Annotated in this window: 19 protein-coding genes and 1 pseudogene; 7 read left to right on the top strand and 13 right to left on the bottom strand. The window is 70.4% G+C overall.

All coding sequences use genetic code 11. The features are described 5' to 3' along the window. The 3 genes from ACFQ7F_RS11210 to ACFQ7F_RS11200 form a co-directional block, all read right to left on the bottom strand. On the bottom strand, positions 1-291 hold a 291-nt coding region (locus ACFQ7F_RS11210; RefSeq protein WP_383269226.1), incomplete at its 3' end, for a PRC-barrel domain-containing protein. 147 nt (positions 292-438) lie between these two features. Then, the gene (locus ACFQ7F_RS11205) at positions 439-2505 is read right to left on the bottom strand and encodes a CocE/NonD family hydrolase (RefSeq protein ID WP_383269224.1); all 2067 of its coding nucleotides are present in this window, start codon (positions 2503-2505) and stop codon (positions 439-441) included. Between the two features lie 55 nt (positions 2506-2560). Continuing rightward, complete coding sequence (locus ACFQ7F_RS11200; RefSeq protein ID WP_383269222.1) at positions 2561-3865, bottom strand: acetyl-CoA carboxylase biotin carboxylase subunit family protein; 1305 nt, start codon at positions 3863-3865, stop codon at positions 2561-2563. A 369-nt stretch (positions 3866-4234) separates the two neighbouring features. Between ACFQ7F_RS11200 and ACFQ7F_RS11195 the strand changes: the two genes are divergently transcribed. The 3 genes from ACFQ7F_RS11195 to ACFQ7F_RS11185 are packed head-to-tail and all read left to right on the top strand — an operon-like array spanning position 4235 to position 6234. Then, on the top strand, positions 4235-4942 hold the full coding sequence (locus ACFQ7F_RS11195; protein ID WP_383269220.1) for a HemK2/MTQ2 family protein methyltransferase: 708 nt from the start codon (positions 4235-4237) through the stop codon (positions 4940-4942). After that, a complete protein-coding gene (locus ACFQ7F_RS11190; RefSeq protein WP_383269219.1) occupies positions 4926-5192 on the top strand; it encodes a CDGSH iron-sulfur domain-containing protein in 267 nt (88 codons plus the stop codon). Before ACFQ7F_RS11195 ends, ACFQ7F_RS11190 begins: the two co-directional genes overlap by 17 nt. Beyond that, complete coding sequence (locus ACFQ7F_RS11185; RefSeq protein WP_383269217.1) at positions 5182-6234, top strand: iron-containing redox enzyme family protein; 1053 nt, start codon at positions 5182-5184, stop codon at positions 6232-6234. The genes ACFQ7F_RS11190 and ACFQ7F_RS11185 overlap by 11 nt, the downstream gene beginning before the upstream one ends. 46 nt (positions 6235-6280) lie before the next feature. On the opposite strand, the gene ACFQ7F_RS11180 is transcribed toward ACFQ7F_RS11185, so the two are convergent. Then, a complete protein-coding gene (locus ACFQ7F_RS11180) occupies positions 6281-7342 on the bottom strand; it encodes a MerR family transcriptional regulator (protein WP_383269215.1) in 1062 nt (353 codons plus the stop codon). Positions 7343-7496: 154 nt separating this feature from the next. Here ACFQ7F_RS11180 and ACFQ7F_RS11175 point away from each other — a divergent pair, with 154 nt between their 5' ends. Further along, positions 7497-8087, top strand: a complete 591-nt coding sequence (locus ACFQ7F_RS11175; protein ID WP_383269213.1) for an RNA polymerase sigma factor — start codon at positions 7497-7499, stop codon at positions 8085-8087. A 270-nt stretch (positions 8088-8357) separates the two neighbouring features. Here ACFQ7F_RS11175 and ACFQ7F_RS11170 read toward each other — a convergent pair whose 3' ends face one another. From ACFQ7F_RS11170 to ACFQ7F_RS11160, 3 genes are all read right to left on the bottom strand, one after another. Continuing rightward, positions 8358-9068: a C39 family peptidase gene (locus ACFQ7F_RS11170; RefSeq protein WP_383269211.1), complete on the bottom strand. Its 711-nt coding sequence runs from the start codon at positions 9066-9068 to the stop codon at positions 8358-8360. Positions 9069-9129: 61 nt separating this feature from the next. Beyond that, the gene (locus ACFQ7F_RS11165) at positions 9130-9789 is read right to left on the bottom strand and encodes a peptidoglycan-binding protein (RefSeq protein ID WP_383269209.1); all 660 of its coding nucleotides are present in this window, start codon (positions 9787-9789) and stop codon (positions 9130-9132) included. Positions 9790-9993: 204 nt separating this feature from the next. Beyond that, positions 9994-10974 carry an ArsR/SmtB family transcription factor gene (locus tag ACFQ7F_RS11160; RefSeq protein ID WP_383269207.1) on the bottom strand — a complete coding sequence of 327 codons (981 nt, stop codon included), beginning with the start codon at positions 10972-10974 and terminating at the stop codon, positions 9994-9996. Positions 10975-11191: 217 nt separating this feature from the next. Here ACFQ7F_RS11160 and ACFQ7F_RS11155 point away from each other — a divergent pair, with 217 nt between their 5' ends. Next, the gene (locus tag ACFQ7F_RS11155) at positions 11192-11794 is read left to right on the top strand and encodes a TIGR04222 domain-containing membrane protein (RefSeq protein WP_383269205.1); all 603 of its coding nucleotides are present in this window, start codon (positions 11192-11194) and stop codon (positions 11792-11794) included. A 44-nt stretch (positions 11795-11838) separates the two neighbouring features. Here the strand turns inward: ACFQ7F_RS11155 and ACFQ7F_RS11150 are convergent. Both ACFQ7F_RS11150 and ACFQ7F_RS11145 read right to left on the bottom strand, forming a co-directional pair. Beyond that, positions 11839-12405: pseudogene (locus tag ACFQ7F_RS11150) on the bottom strand (dioxygenase); the annotation flags it as partial. Between the two features lie 168 nt (positions 12406-12573). Further along, positions 12574-13524, bottom strand: coding sequence for an AraC family transcriptional regulator (locus ACFQ7F_RS11145; protein ID WP_383269203.1), 951 nt, complete (start codon positions 13522-13524; stop codon positions 12574-12576). A gap of 178 nt (positions 13525-13702) precedes the next feature. On the opposite strand from ACFQ7F_RS11145, the gene ACFQ7F_RS11140 reads away from it, so the two are divergent. After that, positions 13703-14458 carry a PP2C family protein-serine/threonine phosphatase gene (locus ACFQ7F_RS11140; RefSeq protein ID WP_383269201.1) on the top strand — a complete coding sequence of 252 codons (756 nt, stop codon included), beginning with the start codon at positions 13703-13705 and terminating at the stop codon, positions 14456-14458. A gap of 79 nt (positions 14459-14537) precedes the next feature. Then, positions 14538-15158: an L-threonylcarbamoyladenylate synthase gene (locus ACFQ7F_RS11135; protein WP_383269199.1), complete on the top strand. Its 621-nt coding sequence runs from the start codon at positions 14538-14540 to the stop codon at positions 15156-15158. A 9-nt stretch (positions 15159-15167) separates the two neighbouring features. Here the strand turns inward: ACFQ7F_RS11135 and ACFQ7F_RS11130 are convergent, their stop codons facing one another. The 4 genes from ACFQ7F_RS11130 to ACFQ7F_RS11115 are packed head-to-tail and all read right to left on the bottom strand — an operon-like array spanning position 15168 to position 17420. Beyond that, the gene (locus ACFQ7F_RS11130; RefSeq protein WP_383269197.1) at positions 15168-15827 is read right to left on the bottom strand and encodes an alpha-ketoglutarate-dependent dioxygenase AlkB family protein; all 660 of its coding nucleotides are present in this window, start codon (positions 15825-15827) and stop codon (positions 15168-15170) included. Further along, positions 15824-16390 carry a hypothetical protein gene (locus ACFQ7F_RS11125; protein ID WP_383269196.1) on the bottom strand — a complete coding sequence of 189 codons (567 nt, stop codon included), beginning with the start codon at positions 16388-16390 and terminating at the stop codon, positions 15824-15826. Before ACFQ7F_RS11125 ends, ACFQ7F_RS11130 begins: the two co-directional genes overlap by 4 nt. Then, positions 16387-16689 carry an Ada metal-binding domain-containing protein gene (locus ACFQ7F_RS11120; RefSeq protein ID WP_383269195.1) on the bottom strand — a complete coding sequence of 101 codons (303 nt, stop codon included), beginning with the start codon at positions 16687-16689 and terminating at the stop codon, positions 16387-16389. The genes ACFQ7F_RS11125 and ACFQ7F_RS11120 overlap by 4 nt, the downstream gene beginning before the upstream one ends. Continuing rightward, entirely contained in the window at positions 16686-17420 is a 735-nt protein-coding gene (locus ACFQ7F_RS11115) for a 2OG-Fe(II) oxygenase (protein WP_383269193.1), read from the bottom strand. Before ACFQ7F_RS11115 ends, ACFQ7F_RS11120 begins: the two co-directional genes overlap by 4 nt. Between the last annotated feature and the right edge of the window lie 4 nt (positions 17421-17424).

Here is a 17424-nt window from a genome sequence, read left to right as displayed (position 1 = left end):
GTGCTTCTCCTTGTCGAACTCGGGCGCGTTCTTGATCTGCTCCTTGGTGCGAGAGACCAGGATCTTCCGCTCTTCGTGATCGATGGCGGTGACGGTGCTCGCGGGAAGGAGCACCTCCTTGCCGAAGATCCACACGCCGGTGTCGACGACGATGTACTGGTTGGCGACCTCGTCCGAGTGCTTGTCGACCTTGCCGATGTGCCCGTCGGCGGCCTCGACCTTGTAGCCCGTCAGATCGTTGTCCGGGCCGTGCCCGGCGGTGGGAATGTAGCTCCAGATTTCGTTGCTCATCGAGAACTCCTCAATTGCTTTTCCCTGAAAGGCAGGGATTCGAATAACGGGAGGGGATGATCAACCTCCACCGCATCGAGTGCCCTGCCGGTAGGCGGCCAAACAGAGAAATTCGGCCGCCTCGTCATGGCGAGTACCGCTACCGCATTACAGCAAGTCGCGGGGCACGGTTTCGTTCCAAGTCCGCGAGAACACGCGCCGGTCACCCTCGTATCCGTCCAGGGTGGCGTCCACCCGGAAGTGGTCCTCGTCGCAGCTGAGGACCGTGCGGGTCTCCACCCGTACGTCCCAGTCGTCACGGCGGAAGGACATCGTCCAGGCCGACTCTCCGGTGGCGGAGGTGAAGTCCTCGGCCACGGACGTGTAGCGCTCGTAGGCCCGGCGGCCGACTTCGAGATCGATGTCGTCGATCCGCTCCGTCCCCCGGTCCTTCACGATCTCCAGCTCCGCGGCGTAGTCGACCAGGTCACGCTTGACCTGCCAGCGCTCCTCGGGGGCGACCAGCCGGGTCGAGGTACGGGGCCGTGTGCCTTCCGGCTCGCCGAAGGGCTGCTCGGGCAGGGCGTCGGGCGACTCCACCGGGCGGACCGGGAGCGTCAGGGTGCTGGATGTCTCGTACACGGTCAGGAGCACCGGCTTGGGTGGTGGCCAGGCCAGCGGCCAGTACGAGGTGGAAAGCGACAGGCGGATGCGGTGGCCGGGCGGGAATGCCTGGGCGACGCCGTTGAGGGGGATGACCGCGCGGTAGCGGCGCCCGGGTTCAAGAGGCTGTGGGTCGCTGGTCTGCCCCTCGTTGCGGGTGAGGTTGAGCAGGCCGTAGCTGACTCGGGTGGCGCTGCCGTCGGGAGCCACGTCGGACAGACGGGCCGCGACCATGGCGACGGGTTCGCTGACGCTCAGGTCGAGTTCGACGCAGGGCGAGCCGAGGATCTCCGTGCGCTCCGTCAGCGGTTCGGTCTCGAAGACCAGCGAGCCACCGTCCTCCTCACGCTGGTCGTAGGGCAGGTCGGGGGGCGCGTTGTAGGAAGCCCACTTTCCCCCGAACTGGCCTACGGACAGCGGTGATTGGACGGATAGACCCTCGTCGGGACCCGTGCTCCGCGCAACCTTCTGCGCGCGGGACTCTGGGGTATCGGACAGCGGTCCTGAGAGACCGTGGCGCGTGAGGCGCCGCACGACGGGAGTGATGTGTGGGGACGGCCAGGACGGCTCCCCCACCCAGCGGCCCGGACGTTCCTCGTACGACGTGGAGGGCGGCACGCTGTCCTGCATCCACGTCCGCAGCATCGGGCCTTCCATGACGCCGTTGTCGACGCCCTTCAGCCAGTGGTCCCACCACTGCACCACTTCTTGGAGGTAGCCGATAGCGGGGCCCGGTTCGCCGAGGTGCGGGAACTTGTGGGACCAGGGGCCGATCAGCCCCTTGCGCGGCACGTCCAGGTTGCCGAGGAGGCGCGTCACGGCGTTCGAGTAGCCGTCCGCCCAGCCGCTCGACGCGAGGACGGGGCAGCGTACAGCCTGGTAGTCCTCGCAGACCGAGGCGTGGCGCCAGTAGTCGTCGCGGCGCTGGTGCCTGAGCCATTCGATCACCCAGGGGCGGGTGCCCTCCATCCGCTCGTGCCACATGTCGCGCCACCGGTCCCCCACCGTGGCCGGGTCCGGGGGCATGGTGCCGTAGGCGAACATGGTGCCGGCCTCGCCGAGGTTGTCCGACAGGAGGGCGCCACCCATGTAGTGCATGTCGTCGGCGTACCGGTCGTCCGTGAAGGACGCGATGACGATGGCACGCAGGCTCTCGGGCTGCCGCGCGGCGACCTGGAGAGCGGCGAAGGCCCCCCAGGAGATCCCCATCATGCCGGTGGTGCCGTCGCACCAGGGCTGGTCGGCGAGCCAGGCAAGGACGTCCTCGGCATCGGTCTGCTCCTGCTCCAGGTACTCGTCCTTGAGCACCCCTTCGGAGTCCCCGGTGCCGCGCAGGTCGACGCGTACGCAGGCGTAGCCGTGTCCGGCGATGTACGGGTGGTGGATGGAGTCGCGCTCGGCGGTCAGGTCGCGCTGGCGGTAGGGGATGTACTCCAGGATCGCGGGGACGGGGTCCTGGTCGGAGGACGTCGGCCGCCAGATGCGGGCGGCGAGGCGGGTTCCGTCCGCCGCGGGGATGGTGACGTTCTCCTCTTCCTTGGTCTCGTACGGAAGGTCGCTCACATAGCGCAAGCCGGGTCGCTCCTTCGTGTTGCGGCGGGTTCTCGCCGCCCAGGCGTTCCTCGTGTCAGGCGTTCTTCGTGTCACGGCCGCCGGGTTCGGCCTCGTCGAAGGTGAGGCCGAGGGCGGCCACGCACTGGTCGTACTTGGCGCGCATGGCCTCCTCGCTCTCCCCGCCCGTGAAGATGTGGGCTACTTCATAGCTGTAGCTGTCCTGCTGGGAGATGTCCGACAGGCGCTGCCCCTCCTCGGGCACCACGTCGATACGCACCCCTGGGATGCGGCGCTCGATGCTCTCGATGTCCTTGTTGGAGGGGACGTTGTGCACGGTGGCGTCGGCGAACCAGCGGTAGTACCACTTGGCGGCTGTGGCGTACCGGCCCTGGCGGTGCGGCAGCTTCGGGTCCTTGCCGAGCGCGAGGCTCAGCATGCTGTGATGGTTGGGCACCCCGTCGACGTACTCGAACATCTCCGCGTGCGACTGGGAGTGACGCGGGTTGATCTCGAGCAGGTTGAGCGCGTCGGACCGCGGGTCGTAGAAGTACTCGATGCTGAAGGTCGCCGCGTCCATGCCGATCTGCCGCATCACCCGCTCCGACACGTCCCGCAGCCGCTCGAGCACGGGGTCCGGGAGCCGGGAGGGGTACTGGTGACGCAGGAAGCAGGACGAGTCGGGGTACTGGATCGAGTCGATGATGCCGTAGACGGTGACCCGCCCTTCGTGGACGTATCCCTCGACCGCGACCTGGATGCCCTCAAGGGCGCCTTCGGCAAGGCAGACCTGACCGCCCACGTCGGCCATCTCCGGAGGCAGTTCGACGCGGGAGAGTATGTCCTCGAACGGCCGCCCGATACGCCCCATCCCCTCACGGATGCGGGCGGTCGCCTCGGCGAACTCCTCCTGCCCCTTGACTCCGTAGGCCAGTTCCGAGGAGTACGACAGCGCGGGCTTGAGCCACATCGGGAACTCCATGCCCTGCGGAGGCTTGGGGTCGGCGCTCTCGGTGTCGACCCTGCCGAAGGGCGGATGGGCGTCGGTGACCCGCTGCTGCTCCAGACGGCTCCAGTACTTGTGCTCGCACTTGACCACGGAATCCAGACTGGTGCTGCGCGTGCCGTAGCGCTCGCTGAGGATCGGCACGAGCGTGCTGACGGGGAAGTCCCAGTAGCCGACGATCGCGTCGATGTGGCCGTCGAACGCGTCGAGGACCTTCTCCGCCTCGGCGAGCAGCCCGGGGACCGACACTTCACCGCTCTGCAGCTCCTCGACGGTGAGCAGAGGGTGGAAGACGTAGTCCTGCGCGTCGGGGACGGCTCGCAGTGTCGGCAGATTGGCCTCGTCGAGGCCGAGTACGAAGATGTTGTGCGGCATTGCGCCCTTTCGACGGCGGGAGTGCCGACAGCTGATCCGCTGAACGGCAGGATTGGCCGCGTACCCAGGCCGCAGTGGCGCAATCACCACCCCACCTGCGCGACGGTCCGGCTCCCTCACCCAGTGACTTCGGGCGAGCGGCCCACGTGTGCGTCACGGCCGATCGGGCACCTGGGACGACGACAGTCGCGGGAGCGAGCCCCGAGCGTCCAGGGAATCCATGAGGCAGAAGGAGAACCCAGTCGACCCGATACGTCACCGTGCGTCATCACCCGAGTGGTGGCCGGTGCCGGAACAGCGGAGTGTGGTGAGGGGGCGGAGCAGTTACGGGCTTCGACCCGCGGGGCCCCTGACGACCGGAGGTACGTGATGGTCGCCGACACGGCCGCATCCGCGGCCCCGGGACGCCTGCTGACCCTCCCGGGGGTCTACGCACCGCAGGACGACACGGGCCTCCTCGCACGCGCCCTGTGCCGCGAGGCCATCGGTCCGGGCACGGATGTACTGGACCTCGGTACCGGCAGTGGCGCGCTGGCCGTCCACGCTGCGCGGCGCGGCGCCCGGGTGACCGCCGTGGACATCGCCTGGCGTGCGGTCCTGACCGCCCGCCTCAACGCGATGGTGGCGCGACAGCGCATCACCGTCCTGCGGGGCGATCTCATGGGCCCCGTCCCCGGCCGGTCCTACGACCTCGTGGCGAGCAACCCCCCTTACGTGCCTTCCTCTTCGGTCCTACTGCCACGGCGCGGCGCGGCGCGTTCCTGGGACGCGGGGCGGGACGGCCGCGCGGTGGTCGACCGCATCTGCGACGCGGCCCCCGGAGCACTGAACCCAGGAGGCGTGCTGCTCATGGTCCACTCGGAGCTGTGCGGCACCGATGCCACGCTGCGCCGTCTCTCGAAGGCCGGCCTGGAGACCACGGTCGCCGACCGGGCCCTCGTTCCGTTCGGGCCCGTCCTGCGCTCGCGCAGGGCCTTCCTTCGCAGACAGGGGCTGCTGGGCGACAAGCCTGCCCATGGCGCCGAGGACGCCGAGGACATGGAAGAGCTGGTGGTCATCCGTGCCGAACGCACCTGAGCCCGAGCCGGTCGCACGGGACCAGCGGCCCCGGCGCGTCACCATCGACCCCGAAGGCCCCCTGCTGGTCGAGGGGCCCGTCGAAGTGGTCGGGGACGACGGCAAGGTCATCGCATCCCGGCGCTTCACCGCCGCGATCTGCACGTGCCGCCGCAGCCGGACGTACCCGTGGTGCGACACCAGTCACCGCCGCCGCGTCAAGACCGACGACGACAACGCCGAGGGGGAGGAAGTACCCGATGCCCGCTGAGAACCAGAGCCCCTCCGCCGACGACGGCCATCGCGAGTCGCGCCGCACGAGCCCCGCCCTGCCCGAGCCCCGCGGCCCGCTGTCCCGCCTCGTGGTCACCACGCTGCGCACCGGGGGGAGTCCGGGGCCGCTGTCCCTCGACACCCACGACGCCGATCCCTACGGCGACGATCTCCAGCTCGCGCTCTACACGCTCTACGAGCTGCACTACCAAGGCTTTGACGGCGTCCGCGAGGATCTCGAATGGGACCCCGAGCTGCTTGGACTGCGCCGCGCGCTAGAAGGGCGGTTTCTCGGCGCCCTGCGCGCCAACTGCCGTTCCACGGACAGCGCCGACCGCGCCCTGGCCGACCTCCTTGTGGAGCCCGTCGGCCACAGCCCCACCAGTGTCAGCCACCATCTCCAGCGCGACGGCGAACTGTGGCAGCTCCGGGAGTACGCGGCGGCGCGCTCGCTCTACCACCTCAAGGAGGCCGACCCGCACGCCTGGGTCATCCCCCGGCTGCACGGCCGGGCCAAGGCGGGCATGGTGGCCGTCGAGTTCGACGAGTTCGGGGCGGGACGCGCCGAGGACATCCATGCCCGGCTCTTCGCCGACCTCATGGAGGACCTCGCCCTTGAGACGTCGTACGGGTACTACCTCGACGCCGCCCCGAGCGAGGTGCTCGCGACGGTCAATCTGATGTCCCTGCTCGGTCTGCACCGGGTGCTGCGCGGCGCTCTGGTAGGGCACTTCGCCGCCGTCGAGGTGACCTCGTCCCCGGGCTCACGGCGACTGGCCAAGGCCATGCGCAGGATCGGTGCCGGGCGGGCGGCGGAGCGGTTCTACGACGAGCACGTGGAGGCCGACGCCGTTCATGAGCAGGTGGTGCGCCGCGACGTGATCGGCGGTCTCCTCGCGAGCGAACCCGGCCTCGAGACGGATGTCGTCTTCGGCATCGAGGCCACGGGCTTCCTGGAGGACCGCCTCGGCTCACGGCTCCTGACCGCCTGGCGCGACGAACGCAGCGCTCTGCGAAGGCCGTTGACGACGGCGGGCTGAGGGGCTGAAGGCCGACCGGCTGCCTGCCGCCTGGCGCCCCAAGGCGTCAGGCGGGCCCCCGGTCGGGTGTGGACTGCCCGCGCACCCTGCTGATCTGCGTCAGCGCCTCCCGCAGACTGGTGGGCCGCAGCGCACCCCGCAGCGTGTGACCCGCCCAGCCGGGCCCGCCCAGCATGACGACGGGACGGCCGCGGGCACCGCGTACGCCCCAGCGGGTGTCGGCGATGTGCCGGGCCAGCGGGATGCTCGCGGTGGAGCGGGCCTGTGCCCACAGGACGACGACGGCCGGGCCCGTCCTGCGCACGGCCGACGCGACGGCCTCGACCGGCACCGCCGCGCCGAACATGCGCTGAGGAACGCCGAGTTCGCCGAGGGCGGCGCTGAGTGCCTCCAACGGGAGGGAGTGGTTCTCGCCCGGTACGCAGGCAAGGACGAGGGGGGTGTTCACGGCAGGCGTGCCCGTCGGGACCGGAGAGGCCGGAGAGCTCGGAGAGGCCGGCGTTGTGGCGCAGCGGTGCAGGGCGCGGGAGACGTGCCAGGAGAGCAGGTGCTCGACCTCCACGTAACGGTCTCCGGCCTCTTCCCACTTGCGGCCCACCGCGTGCAGCGTCGGCACCATCACCTCCTGCCAGGCGGTGACCAGGCTGTGACTCTCCACCGCGTTGGTGAGCAGGTCCTCCACGGTGGGTGAGTCGAGCCGTACGGCGGCGCGCGAAAGGCCCCGCCGTTGGCGGACGAACATGTCGGGTGACTGCACCGGCGCCGGGCGTGCGGGTCGGTTCTGTCGCGGCACGGCGGCGGGGTCGGGGGCGGATTCGCCGGATCCGGCGGCGGACTCGGGGTCGAGCAGCTTGAGCGCCTCGTGGGCGGCCTCGGCCGGCGGCACCCCTGCCGATGTCAGGCGGCCCATCTCCTCGACCATGGCCACGTCCCGCTCGGACCAGCGGCGGTGGTGACCGGTGTCCCGCCGGGCAGGGCCAAGGCCGTACCTGCGGTCCCATGTACGCAACGTCGTCGGTGACACCCCAAGACGTCGTGCCAGAGCACCCGTGGTGACTCCCGTACCCGCCGTCCCGCCGTTCTGCCCGCGGTGTTGCCCCTCGCTCATCGGGTCAAGATACGACGCACAACCGATGCGAGTTGCCGTGTGCCGGGCGATGTTCCCACTATGACCGGATCGCGGCCAGGGGCACGGCGCGACTGCCCGTTTCCGTTCGGTCGGACGGCGATTGTGATCGCCACGAGGAGCTGACGAAGCGTCGATGAGCGCACTGGTGTCACTGCCGACGCGGGCCCCCGCCGAAGAGCGGGCCACGGATCCGGCCAGGGGCCATGCCGACGGAGACGAGGCGAGCCTCACGGCGGTGTACCGACGGTGGGGGCCTCTGGTGCACGTCCTGGCGCAGCGCGCACTCGGCGACAGCCGTGAGGCGGAGGACATCACCCAGCAGGTGTTCCTCGCCGCCTGGCGCGGGCGGGCCGGATACCGCCCCGAACTCGGCAGCCTGTCGGCCTGGTTGACCGGCATCACGCGGCACAGGATCGCTGACGCGCTGGCGGCTCGCACCCGCCGGGCGGCTCTCGTCGAGGGCGCCGGGGCGCAGTACGCCGCGATGGATCACCCCGCCCTCGAGGGAATGGACTCGACGGTCGACCGGGCGCTGCTCGCCCAGGAGTTGGCGAGGCTCCCGGTCACGCAGCGGACGGTGCTGCGCCTGTCGTTCTACGAGGACCTCACGCATCAGCAGATCGCCGAGCGCACCGGGTGGCCGCTGGGCACGGTCAAGAGCCATGCACGGCGCGGCATCGGCAGTCTGCGGCTCCGCCTGGAGGACGTCCGGGACGACCGGTGAAGAATTCCGCGCGCCGGTGCATCCGCGCGCGTCCTCGGGGCGGAAGCAAGGGGTAGCTCAGCTCGTCATGTCCGCCGTGTGCTTGAGGTCGGCAGGGTCGCCCGGTCCCTGCTTCCTGTCCGGCCTCAGCGAAGTCGGTGCCGCTGAGGCTGTCGCCGTTACTCCCGCAACGGCGACCGAGCGGGCTGTGGGTGGCGCACGAGTCGCGCGGCGCCGCCCACAGCCGCGGCTCGCCCGCTCACTCACTCCTCACGGCTCACGTCTCACGGCTCAGGCCGCGTACCCCTTCGGCGGGATCAGGGTGGCGAGCTGGTCGAAGGAGAGCCAGTAGATCTGATTGCCGCCGAAGGAGGCGGGGTCGGCGATGAGGACCGTGCCGTTCGCGTCGTCGTAGCCGATGACCGTGAAGTAGTGGTAGATCGTCTGGTCCGACGGGTAACCGGGCGGCTGGTTGCCGGGTGGGGCCACGATGTTGGTCACGAGCGGGTAGTTGTTGTTGATGTCCAGGACGATGTCGTTCCACAGCAGGTCCTTCTGGGCCTGGGTGGGCGGATCGTTCGGCATCTCCTTGGTCTCGTACCAGCCGGTGCCGAGATGGGCGTTGAGCACGCCGGTCACCTGACTGATGTGGTCGGTGCCCGCCTCGGTGGTGCCGAGCTGCGAGGCCAGAGCACCCTGGCTCGGCGGGGCTATGCGTGCGGACAGGGCGATACGGGTGGCGGCGGGTCCGCACCAGTAGCCGGTCTCCTGGACCTGGTAGTCCACCGGAAGCGTGTGTGCGCTCGCCGTCCGCGCGCCGCCGACACGCAGCCGGGTTCCGGGCTCGTTCTGGCCGCTGACGACGGCGGTCCCGGCCTTCGAGCCGTGGCCGAGCACCGACACGCTTCGGGGGTGCGCGGGTTCCGCCTGGGCGGCGGCCGGAGTGAGGAGGGCGCCGACCGCGGCTACGGCGATCGCTGTGGAGACAAGTCTCTTGCGCATACGGGCTCCTGGTGTGAGGGCCTGATGGGAGAGGTGGAAAGTGCGGGTGCGGGTGCGGGTGTCAGGGAATCGGCGGGACCGAGGGCCCTTCCTGGGCGAGCAGGTCACGGGCGAACTGCTCCCACTGCGCGTAGCGGTCGGGGTACGCCGAGCGCTGGACGGCCTGGCAGACCTCACCCGGCGGCATCGACTCCCATCCCGCGATCTGGATCAGTCCCGGATTGCTGCCGAAGGGAGCCACCCCGTAGAAGGACTTGGACGAGGTGGCGACGTCGGTGATCTGCTCGGGAGTGCCCCAGCCGGTGCTGGGACGCTGCTGGAAGATCCCCAGGGAGTCGTGGTCCACGGGCGTCAGGTAGTTGACGAACTTGGACTCCTGCATGGCTGTCATCAGGGCGATGACCTGGCCCTGTTCGGGAATCTGAGCGCCCTTGCCGACACCGATGACGGTGCGCGCGTTGGCCAGTTCCTCGGTTCCGAGGTCGGCCGCGGTCCGGAACGTCCGGTGCAGTTCGGCGTCGGGGGCCTGGCTGAGGGCTCTGGCGGTCGCGCCGTCGACCGAGCCGGACCGGGGCAGTCCGTGCCGTCCCTGGAACCACTTGATGCCGTGCCGCCCGGAGGAAGCCGCCGAGGCCGAGGGGGGCACGGCACAGAGGGTGCCGACCACGGCGAGTGCGGCGGCAACGGCCGCGCGGCGGGTGAGGATACGAGTAGTGCGCAACGCCACTCCTTCATCGGATCGTCGATGCGTTCCCTCGTACCGTGCCCGGGAGTTCACACGTGGACGCGCGTTGAACGGCGCGCGGGGCAAGGTGTCGGAACGCGACGCGGTGGGGGATGCGTGGGTAGGTGGGGGGTGCGTGTGCGACAGCTCCGACAGCTTCCTTGCATGCCCATGCCAGGCGCAATCAATGAAAGCCCAGACTTACGACCCGCTGCTGCGCAGCAGGGCGCGCCCTTCCGCGGTCGCGACATGGAGCGACCGTCCCGCTCTGCGGACAGTGGTCACAAGTCCCGCTGCACGCAGCACCTTGATGTGCTGGCTTATGGCCGGGTGGGTTACCTCCAGGCGACGGGCGAGGTCGACCGTGGACGAGCCGGTGCGGGCCGCCTTGAGGACGGCGGCGCGCGTGTGCCCGATGAGTGGCCCCAGCGCGCCGTCGTCCGGACGGTCGATGGGCGTGGGGTGGGTCCAGTCCGTCGCATGGTCGATGGGATACACCAGGACGGGGGGCAGTTCGCCGTCGGCGAGCGTGACAGGAGTGGGCCAGCAGAAGAACGAGGGCTGCAGGGTGATCCCCCGGCCGTCGAGGCGCAGGTCCTGATCCACGGGGTAGTCGACCTCCAACACCGGCGGGACCCAGCGTAGTTGGGAGCCGAGCCCCGCAAGGAGCCCATCGGTCCCACCGTCGAGAAGGCTGTGCAGGCGGATGATGCGGTCGGCGTCGATCTGGGCGTGGATGCGCGGCCAGAATGGCGCGAGCGCCTCCAGGTGGTATGTGTGGAGAGCCTGCCCCAACTGCCGCAGAGCAGCGCCGTCGCCGCGCGCGAGGGACTCCGTCCACCCCGGAAGCCGACGCGATGCGGCCACCCGCGTCAGGTCGGTGCGCAGCCGCGGACGGGGGGTGCGCACGAGGGTGTCGACCGCCGCGTGGAGCGTCTCGCCCTGTCCGTGGGTGGGGGTGAGGAAGTCCGGGGAGCAGCCGTGCGGCGGCAGGAGCGGTGACAGAAGACGGGCGCTGCCCGAGAGACGCGGCCTCGCCCACCGACGCCATTCCCCGAACACCCGCGCCCCGTCCCTCCGTTGGAGCGTCTGTACGCTGTTGCTGATCTCCCAGAGGAAGTCAGGCCCCGAGGCGACCCGCACCCGCGCCAGGTCCTCGGCCGTGAAGTACACCCGCAACATGGCCTGCCTCTCCCCCTGCGCCCCGTGCCCGGCTTCGTGGCCGCCGCGTCGCCGCGCGGCAGGGCACCAGGCGATCGCCGCGGGGCGGTTGCTGTCAAGAGAGGCGGGTGGGGTCGGGACCCTCAAGTTTTGCTCTGAAGCGGCGCGAGAGAGGGGTGTGCGCTCCCGCCATCGGGCACCACAGCCGAAAGACGGGGTGTCCGAAGGGGGTGAGGGCATGCGGGTGTACTTCAGACGGGCCGTGACGGCGGCGGGAGCGCGACGGGCCCTTGGTGTGTACGACGTGGCGTATCTGGCGGGTGGGCCGCACCGGGTGGTGGAGTGCGCGCTGATCTCGCTGGCCGAGAGCGGGCAGCTCAGGTTCAGGGCGACGCGGGTGCGGGCCGTGGGCGATGAGCTGCCCGAGCATCCGGTCGAGCGCGCCCTGATCACGGCGTGCCCGCAAAGCCGCAGAACGGCGTCCGTGTGCGCGAAGATGTGGGAGTCCCCCGAGGTCGAGGAGATCGGTGGCCGGCTCGTCGAGTGGGGCCTGGTGACCAGGGCCCGGCGTCTGCCGACCCGGGTCGGCAGACAGCGGCTCAAGGCGGCCGAACAGGACGGGAGCCTCCCGGCCTACGTGTTCGACGGCCCCGGGGTCCTCCCGAGGGGGGCGGTCCGACGCGGCGTCATGGACGCGCAGTTGATTCCGTCCGGTATCGGCCGGACCCTGCTCCGTATGGGCAACGCCCTGGAGCACGAATGGGACTCCGACTCCTCCGGCCACTCCGACTCCGGATCCAGCTTCAGCTGTGGAGGCGGGGGCGGCGGCGGGGGCGACTGAGGAGGAACACCGCAGCAGCCCCCGCGCGCGGGCTGCTCGTGCTACTGCGGCACGTTCAACACGAAGTCGAAGTCCGCCTCCTTGGCGTTCTGGACGGTGCGTACGTTCATGAGCAGCCGGGCGTCGAAGATCGGGTCCGTGTTGTTGCGCGGCTCACCGGGGAAGTACAGCTGGGTCGTGAGGACCGGACGTCCCGGGGCCTGCACCTTGACGTGCAGGTGCCGGGTGCGGCCCGGATAGAGCCCGGGCACGATCGTGGTGAGCCGGAACGCGCCCGCCGTGTCGGTGAATTGATGGCCTCGGAAGCGAAATCCCGTGTTGTCGTACGTCCCATAGGTGTCGGCCTGCCAGAAGTCCATCAGGACCCGGGGAATCGGCCGGCAGGCACGCCCGAAGACATAGCCGGTGACGGTGAGCCGTACGCCCGGCGTGCCGGGCTGGAGGAGCGATGTGCGCTGCGGGGAGTTGGGTTTGAAGTACGGCCCCTCCATCTGCGGGGGCGTCGGGTCGTCGCCGTCGTCGCAGGCCGGGGTCGCTTCGGGGACCACGCCCCGCTCGCCCGCGGTCCGGGCGAGGGCGGGCACGCCCATGAGGACCACGGGCAGGGACATACCCACAGCGGCGGCCGCTCTCAGGACGGCCTTGCGGCTCGGGCCGCTTCCCTGACTTGCCCCGCCGCTGTCACTTCCGTCGTCGCGTATGCCGTCTCCGGTCGTGCCGATCTCGTGCTCCATCGCTCCTCCTGAGGGGGTGGGGTGGGTTCCGGATCGGCACCGAAGCTATGCGGACGGACGGGCGCGGGCGATGGACTCAAGTCGGTGGTCGTGGTGAATATCGCCACCGCCGCGCCGGAAGTCGCCGGGGCTCGCGCCGGTCTCGCGGCGGAAGAAGCGGCAGAAGTAGGCCGGGTCCCCGAAGCCGACCCGGGCAGCTATCTGACGGACCGACAACTCCGTACGCAGGAGGAGGCGTTTGGCCTCGTGCACCCGGGTCTGCCGGATCAGTTCGCCGGGCGTGCGGCCGGTGGACGTCTTCACCGCCTCGCTGAGGTAGCTCACACAGACGCCCAGGTGCCCCGCGCAGGCGCGCACGGACAGCAGAGAACCCTCCGGGGTGCCGAGCAGGGTCACGAACTCCGCGGCGACCGTGCCGGGCCGCGAGCGCGGTGCGGGCGGGGCCGGTTGCTGTGCTGGCAGCCGCGCCGAACGCACCACGAGGACATGCAGCAAGGCCCGGAGCACGCTCTGGAATCCGTCGGCCCCAGCCCGGTACTCGCCGTCGAGATCGGCGACGAGGTCCGCGGTCCGGTCCGCCGACTCGTCGGGCAGTTCGAGCCAGGAGCGCCGCCCGAGCCCCCGCAGCGCCTGGCGGTCCGCGGGATGGTCCAGGAGGAAGTCGTCGGTGAAGAGGATGACGCTCCCCTCGAGGCCGGTGACGTCCTCCCAGTGGTGGACCTGGCCGGGGGCGATGAAGCACAGGTTCGGCGGCCGCAGCGGGAAACGGGCCAGGTCGACGACGTGCCTGCCCGTGCCACCGGTGACGTGGACGATCTCGTGGAAGGTGTGCCGGTGCGGGAACGACGCACGCGACATCGGCCCGATGGTGTCGAACGTGCCGATGGCGAACGGCAGCGCGTTGGGCATCGGCACCTCCAGGCGGTGCGTCGGCATGCCCTCCTCACCGGGTAATCCGCTGTTTCCCTCACCGGGCAAGACCGTTGTGCCGCGCATGCGTACGCTCCTCACCACGACCGGAGACTGGTCCAGACCAGACGACTCCCCCACCATGGCATGCACGGTCATCCGCGGGGCAGGGGGTGGCCACGGGCCGTCACTGAGCCGTGTGCGGCCGTCGGCGTGACAATGGTGGTGCGGAGCACGCCTGCCGTTACGGAGAGGCGGGACAGGAATGCCGTACATAACAGTCACCGCGCTGAGCCACCCAGGGCTCGTACGCGACAACAACGAGGACAGTCTGGCCGTCGGTCCATGGACGCTGTGCGGGACCATGACCGAGAACCCGCAGACCCTGGGGTTCCCGCTCGGCAACCCCCTCGTCGTCGCGGTCGCCGACGGCATCGGCGGCCAGCCGGGCGGCGAGGTGGCCAGCGGTCTCGTCGTACGACGGCTGGCATCGCTCGGGCCTCTGCTCGACAGCGAGCAGGCCGTTCACGACGCACTCAAAGCCTGCAACCACGCTGTGTACGAGGCCGCCGAGCACGATCCGGGGCTGGCCACCATGGGGACGACGGTCGCGGGTGTCGTCGTCCTCGGGACAGAACTCCTCGTGTTCAACATCGGTGACAGCAGAGTGCTCGCCGTGGGCCCGAGCGGCGCCCCCGAGCCGCTGCGCCAGGTGAGCGTCGACGACAGTCCGCCTCCGATCCCGGGCCGGCGCACCACGTCGATCGTCACGCAGGCGCTCGGCGGCGCGCTCCGGTTCAGCGCGGTCACCCCGCACGTCAGCACGCTGCCCCTCGTCGGGGGTGAACGCTATTTGGTGTGCAGTGACGGCCTGACCGACCCCGTGCCCGACGACATCCTCGACGAGCTGCTCGCGGCCCATGACAGCGGCCGGGCCGTCTTCGAGCTGTGGAAGGCCGCCATCGACGCGGGTGGCCCCGACAACATCACGCTCGCGCTGATCAGCGTGGTCGACGACTAGCCGCACCATCGTGACCGGCGGTGCGGCTGTGCTCGCTGCGGAACCGGGGACTGCTGTTTCGATCACGTACGCTCGGCGGATGGCCAAGTATTTTGACGTGCATCCCGAGAATCCCCAGCCGCGCAGCATCGGCACCGTGGCCGACAGCATCCGCTCCGGCGCGCTCATCGCGTATCCGACGGACTCCTGTTTCGCCCTGGGATGCCAGCTGGGCAACCGCGACGGCCTCGACCGCATCCGCAAGATCCGCAACCTCGACGATCGCCACCACTTCACCCTGGTGTGCCAGAACTTCGCGCAGCTGGGTCAGTTCGTGCACGTCGACAACGACGTGTTCCGTGCGATCAAGGCCGCGACGCCGGGCAGTTACACCTTCATCCTCCCCGCGACGAAGGAGGTGCCGCGCCAGCTCCTGCACCCGAAGAAGAAGACCGTCGGGGTCCGCATTCCCGACCATGTCGTCACGCAGGCCCTGCTCACCGAGCTCGGTGAGCCGCTGCTCTCCAGCACTCTGCTCCTGCCCGACGAGGAGGAGCCGCTGACGCAGGGCTGGGAGATCAAGGAACGGCTCGACCATCAGGTGGACGCCGTGGTCGACTCCGGTGACTGCGGCACGAGCCCGACCACGGTCATCGACTTCTCCGGCGGCGAGGCCGAGATCGTGCGCCGAGGAGCCGGCGACACCTCGCGGTTCGAGTAGCCGTCCGGGTCACCCGGTCATGCCGGTGACCCGCATCGTGATGTTCAGGCGGCCCGAGGTCAGACCGGTCGCGGGGTCCGCGGTGCCCTCGTGGACCTTGGGCACGCCGTGGAAGATGTAGCGCGAGGGGCCACCGAAGACGAACAGGTCACCGGAGGCCAGCTCGATGTCGGTGTAGGGCTTGGTGCGGGTCTCGGTGTTGCCCACGCGGAACACGCAGGTGTCGCCGATGGACAGGGAGACCACCGGAGCCGACGACCGCTCGTCCTTGTCCTGGTGCATGCCCATCCTGGCCTGCCCGTCATAGAAGTTGATCAGCGCCGTGTCCGGCGTGTAGTCGGCCGAGGCCGACGCGTCCGCGTACGCCTCCGTCAACGCCCGGCGTCCGAGCTCGACCAGCCAGTCCGGGAAAGCGGCGACCTGCCGGCCGTTCACGTCACCGGCTGTGCGGGTGTACCGGTACGGCTGCCAGTGCCAGCCGACGCACACCGTCTGCACGGACATGGTCCCGCCGCGCGGCAGCTGGGTGTGGCGGATCGGCACGGGACCGGTGGCCCAGCCGCGGCACGCCGTGACGAGTTCGCGCTGCTGCTCCAGGGTGAGCCACTGCGGCACGTGCACCGCGCCGGGGGCGATCTCCGTGGTGGGGCGGGGAATCAGGGCGCTCACGACGCGGTCACCTCGGCGGGCAGGTGGGTGGTGACCCAGCGGTGGCGTACGTCCCAGGTGGCGCCGTCGGCGGTGGCGCCGCGCAGGCCGTGGAGCACGTCGTCTCCGGCGAGCGCTGGGACGCGGGAGTCCTGGAGCGAGGCGAAGGCGTAACTGCGGGCCGGGTCCCAGTCGGTGGAGTGGCGCAGGCGGCGGGCCAGCTGGGCGAGGCCTGGCGGTGCCGCGGCCAGGACCCAGGCGTCCGGGATCTCCGCGGTGAGGCGGTGCGCGGGGCGCAGCCAGGACGCGGCCGTCTCGGGCCAGCTCACCGTGGTGAGGATCGTGCCGCCGCGTGCTGTCCATGCGGCGGCGAAGGCTTCGGCGGCGGCTCGGGACGCGGTGTCGCGACTGTGGCCGATGGTGACGGTTTCGATCCGTGCCTTCGGGAGCGTCAACAGGCCCATGAGGGCGGCGAGTTCGGCGTCGGTGTGCGCGGCGGGCGCGGGCAGGTCCGCGTGGGCGGCGAGCTCGGAGCTGCCGATCAGGGGTGAGCGGGAGTCTTCCCGGTCCTTCAGGATGCTCATGGTGTGCCGGTGCTTTCTGGGTCTGCTTTCCATCGAGCGTACTGAGCGGGCAGGCAGACCGCACAGGGGCGGTATCCGGCCGCGACCGCCGTGCCCTCGTCGGGGAAGAACACCCGGTGGGTGGCGTAGGGGCCACGGGCTACGGCCCGCAGCGCGGAAGGGCAGTCCAGGCGGCCGTACAGACGCCCGCGGCGATGTCCGCCCAGAGTGCCCGGCGCGCTGCTGTCGTACGGCTCTCCGTCCGGGCCGCACAGCGTGTACGTACGCGGGTACGGGCGCCCCGCCGGGCCGGGGTTCACGCCGCGTCGTGGAAGACCAGGCCGAGCGTGCGCCGCCGCCCGGAGCGTACGGTGCTCACGCCGTGCCGCATCGGCCCGGTCGACCAGCCGCGCTTGGAGGCCACGGGCCGGTCCCGGGTCGTGAAGACGAGCCCGTGGCCCTGCGGCAGGGTCGTGGACGATCCGCGCGACTGGGCGCGGGGGCGCTGCTCGGTCATGATGAACTCGCCGCCGGTGAAGTCGGCCCCCGGCACGTCGAGACCGATGACGACCTGGAGCGGGAAGAGCATGCCTCCGAAGACGTCGCGGTGCAGGGCGTTCCAGTCGCCGGGCCCGTAGCGCAGGAGAATCTGTGCGGACTTGGCCTGCCCGGCCGCATGGCACATCTCCACCCACTCCCCCAGACTCTCGGGCCAGGGGGCGGGCTTGCCGAGCCTCTCGGCCCAGTCGCGGGCGACGGGCAGCAGCCGGGGGTAAAACGCCTCGCGCAACTCCCGTACTACGTCTGGTAGTTCGTGGGTGAAGTAGCGGTACTGGCCGGAGCCGAAGCGGTAGCGGGCCATGTCGATGGTCGAGCGGAAGCGGTCCGTCTCGTCGCACAGGGCAGCGATGTCGCGGCAGACGTCGGGAGGCAGGAGTTGGCCGGTGAGTGCGTGGCCGTGCTCGTCGAGCTCGGCGGTCAGCGCGTCCCAGTCCTCGGCGGCGACACGTTCGCCGACGCGGGTATCCGTCACGGGGGTGGCGTCGATCATGATC

This window comes from Streptomyces sp. NPDC056486, from assembly GCF_042795295.1.
Classification (GTDB): domain Bacteria; phylum Actinomycetota; class Actinomycetes; order Streptomycetales; family Streptomycetaceae; genus Streptomyces.
This window is presented reverse-complemented; position numbering and strand designations above follow the sequence as displayed.

Excerpts from the sequence above, each read along its gene's own strand:
- ACFQ7F_RS11125 (WP_383269196.1), bottom strand. The coding sequence starts at position 16,390 with ATGAGCATCCTGAAGGACCGGGAAGACTCCCGCTCACCCCTGATCGGC.
- ACFQ7F_RS11135 (WP_383269199.1), top strand. The coding sequence starts at position 14,538 with ATGGCCAAGTATTTTGACGTGCATCCCGAGAATCCCCAGCCGCGCAGC.
- ACFQ7F_RS11200 (WP_383269222.1), bottom strand. The coding sequence starts at position 3,865 with ATGCCGCACAACATCTTCGTACTCGGCCTCGACGAGGCCAATCTGCCG.
- ACFQ7F_RS11155 (WP_383269205.1), top strand. The coding sequence starts at position 11,192 with ATGCGGGTGTACTTCAGACGGGCCGTGACGGCGGCGGGAGCGCGACGG.
- ACFQ7F_RS11175 (WP_383269213.1), top strand. The coding sequence starts at position 7,497 with ATGAGCGCACTGGTGTCACTGCCGACGCGGGCCCCCGCCGAAGAGCGG.
- ACFQ7F_RS11160 (WP_383269207.1), bottom strand. The coding sequence starts at position 10,974 with ATGTTGCGGGTGTACTTCACGGCCGAGGACCTGGCGCGGGTGCGGGTC.
- ACFQ7F_RS11195 (WP_383269220.1), top strand. The coding sequence starts at position 4,235 with ATGGTCGCCGACACGGCCGCATCCGCGGCCCCGGGACGCCTGCTGACC.
- ACFQ7F_RS11140 (WP_383269201.1), top strand. The coding sequence starts at position 13,703 with ATGCCGTACATAACAGTCACCGCGCTGAGCCACCCAGGGCTCGTACGC.
- ACFQ7F_RS11170 (WP_383269211.1), bottom strand. The coding sequence starts at position 9,068 with ATGCGCAAGAGACTTGTCTCCACAGCGATCGCCGTAGCCGCGGTCGGC.
- ACFQ7F_RS11115 (WP_383269193.1), bottom strand. The coding sequence starts at position 17,420 with ATGATCGACGCCACCCCCGTGACGGATACCCGCGTCGGCGAACGTGTC.
- ACFQ7F_RS11145 (WP_383269203.1), bottom strand. The coding sequence starts at position 13,524 with ATGCGCGGCACAACGGTCTTGCCCGGTGAGGGAAACAGCGGATTACCC.
- ACFQ7F_RS11185 (WP_383269217.1), top strand. The coding sequence starts at position 5,182 with ATGCCCGCTGAGAACCAGAGCCCCTCCGCCGACGACGGCCATCGCGAG.
- ACFQ7F_RS11180 (WP_383269215.1), bottom strand. The coding sequence starts at position 7,342 with ATGAGCGAGGGGCAACACCGCGGGCAGAACGGCGGGACGGCGGGTACG.